The 2,538-nt window shown below is 62.6% G+C and carries 2 protein-coding genes and 1 pseudogene; 1 reads left to right on the forward strand and 2 read right to left on the reverse strand.

Going from position 1 to position 2,538, the window contains the following annotated elements:
• Positions 1-128 precede the first annotated feature (128 nt).
• The gene (locus BSZ39_RS12555) at positions 129-1,028 is read left to right on the forward strand and encodes an MFS transporter (protein WP_245792526.1); all 900 of its coding nucleotides are present in this window, start codon (positions 129-131) and stop codon (positions 1,026-1,028) included.
• A gap of 67 nt (positions 1,029-1,095) precedes the next feature.
• Here the strand turns inward: BSZ39_RS12555 and BSZ39_RS12560 are convergent, their stop codons facing one another.
• Together BSZ39_RS12560 and BSZ39_RS13985 are read right to left on the reverse strand one after the other, a co-directional pair.
• Positions 1,096-1,350 carry an LPXTG cell wall anchor domain-containing protein gene (locus BSZ39_RS12560; RefSeq protein WP_187343249.1) on the reverse strand — a complete coding sequence of 85 codons (255 nt, stop codon included), beginning with the start codon at positions 1,348-1,350 and terminating at the stop codon, positions 1,096-1,098.
• A gap of 54 nt (positions 1,351-1,404) precedes the next feature.
• A pseudogene (locus BSZ39_RS13985) lies at positions 1,405-2,249 on the reverse strand (choice-of-anchor M domain-containing protein); the annotation flags it as partial.
• Between the last annotated feature and the right edge of the window lie 289 nt (positions 2,250-2,538).

Consider the following 2,538-nt stretch of genomic DNA (forward strand, 5'->3'; position numbering starts at 1 on the left):
ACCATGACCGATACCGACACGCCCGCACTAGCAAGCTAAAACCCCAAACGAGAGGAAAACGCCGTTACACCACTACAAGGGACTTGACCCGAGGCGTACTCGTCGGGCCCGGTCTGGTTGCCGGCGTGATGATCACTCGCGGACTCGCCTACGGTGGCGCAATCGCCGCCGTCTTCCCGACAGCGCAGGCCTACCTCATCTCCCGCAGTCCCACGGAGGATGATCGGGTGAAGGCTGTCGGAGCCCTCGGAGCCGTTCAGGGACTCTCAGCTATCGTCGGGGCAATCCTCGGCGGGAGCCTAGCCGCGCTGGGCGGCCTACTCTTACCGATCAGCGTCATGCCCTTCGCGGTGTTGGCGAGTGCCATTGTTTTGGCCATTTACTTCCGCCCGCAAGACCCTACCTTTTTGGTGGAGCAGCCTCGTTCGATCTCCTACCGAAATCCGAACGTGTTGCCCTACTTAATCACGGGGTTCGCGCTGTTCTTGAGCTTTGCCTCAATCCAGACCGTTCTGGGTTTTGCTGTGCAAGATCGATTTGGGTTGGATGCAACGGCTACCGCTGCAGTGTCAGCCATCCTCATGCTGATCATGTCGGTGACGATGGCAATCACCCAGGCCTGGGGGGTACGCCGCCTGGGTTGGGAGGCAAACACCCTGCTGCGGGTGGGACTGCCCCTAGCGGCAGTCGGCTATCTCCTCCTGGTTCCGCACACGTGGACAACGCTGGTGTTGAGTTGCCTGTTCGTGGGAGTCGGCGTCGGCATGGCCATGCCGGGATATACGGCCGGTCCGACCCTCTACCTCGACAGTGATGAGCAAGGGAGCCTGGCAGGCTTGATCAACGCGAACAACGGCATTACCTATGCCATCGCCCCCGTCCTTTCGACTAGCCTCTATGGCCTACACCCCGACCTGCCGTTCGTGTTGACATTGACGTTCATGGCTGTCGTGTCGATCTTCGTCCACCTGCATCCGCGGTTCAGATCTGGAACACCCGCCGAATCATCGCTAGCTGCGCATCACTAAGCCCACACAAACACCAAACCCGGGTGTTGGGGACTCATCAAGGCCCCAACACCCGGGTCGCGTGCGCTTAGGAGGTGAGTGCGATCCTCCGGCGTACCAGGAGCGTCGCTCCCCCGGCGACCAGCAGCGCAAGGATCAGGCCAGCAGGTGCGCTCGCCCCGGTGATCGGAAGCGTCGGCGCGGGCTTAGCACTGGGCACTGCGCTCGGCGCGGCCGGATCGCTTGGGGCGGCCGGATCGCTCGGCGCGGGACCGCTGGAGGTCGGTTCCTCAGTAGGCTCGCTCGGGCTCGGCGTCGCTTCGCAACTCGTCTTGTCGCCCACGACCACTTTCAAGATGCGCTTCGGGCTCGACAGGTCACTACCATCCTTGCTCTTGGCGGTGAAGGCGACATCGAACTCGTAGACGCCCGTCTCGGTGAAGACCCAAGCCGCATGCACGTGCGTCGCACAGTCCACTTCAATCGTGGTGTCCTGCTTGCCGGTATCGAGCTGAAGCTTGGGCGGCTCACCTGGAGCGCCGGGCGTGGCAATTCGTAACTCACCGGGGCCAGAAACTTTAGAAAGCTCGAGCGTGACGGGACCCTGGAGCGCAGAATAGTCTGGGTGTTCCAGCCCGGCCAGATGACGCCCTTCTTCTGTTCCGCCGGCAGCAGGTAAACCTGGCCGCCGACCTCACCGAGGAAGTCGTACTCGGCGCCGGCAAGCTCGCGAGGCCGCGAGTAGCGCACCGCATCTGTGGCAACGAGGGCTACCGTCGAAATATCGCGGTCGACGGATTCCTTGTCTACCAATGCTGTGTCGTCCCGCAGGTGAGAGCTGAGCTTGCCATCCTTTAGCGTGGCGGAGAGGTCGACGTGCCCGGAGCTCAGGTCAACACGGTCACCCAGGCACGTCTGCCAGGCGGGCGTGTCATCGGTGGGCGTCGGGGTCGGCATCGTGGGTTCGGCCGTCGGTTCGGTGGTCGGTTCGGGAGTTGCACCGCCCGTTGGGATCTCACCGGTCACAGCCAGTGGCTCGGTCAGCGGCAATTCCTTGGGCAGTCGGAAGGAGAAGCCGTCAAAGTCCATCGTGGAGTGCGGCTTGATATCGACGCGGATGTACTGGCCTTCGGAGGCGAAGACCTGCTCGATAACCTTTTCACCGTGGCCGTTGCCGACCATGGTGTCGAGGCCCTCCCACGGGTACTCATCGTCTTCGGGATCAAAGATGCCGCCCGTCATGTAGGCGCGCACAGCCTTGTCCCCGAAGTCGAGGGCGGCGCGGTAGCGGTTGTTGCCCAGCGGCGTGACGGTGAAGGTGTAGCTACGGTCCGTGAGCTGATGCTGCGGGAAGTCCAGGCGCGGACTGTCCTGCGGAGTCTGCTCAACGGGCTGGGTAGTCGCGGCATCCGAGATGGTTGAAATGGTGCGCTTAGCCGGCTCTTCACAATCCAGGGTGTAGGTAGCGTTGTTCGGGTTTGCGGCGTGGCGGCTGGTTGAAGGGGTCGAGGCCCTCCGAAGATGAAGGTTT

Origin of the sequence: Bowdeniella nasicola (genome assembly GCF_001907295.1) — a bacterium.
Lineage (GTDB): Bacteria > Actinomycetota > Actinomycetes > Actinomycetales > Actinomycetaceae > Bowdeniella > Bowdeniella nasicola.

Bases quoted from the DNA above. Each gene is read 5' to 3' on its own strand.
- BSZ39_RS12555 (WP_245792526.1), top strand. From the start codon at position 129: ATGATCACTCGCGGACTCGCCTACGGTGGCGCAATCGCCGCCGTCTTC.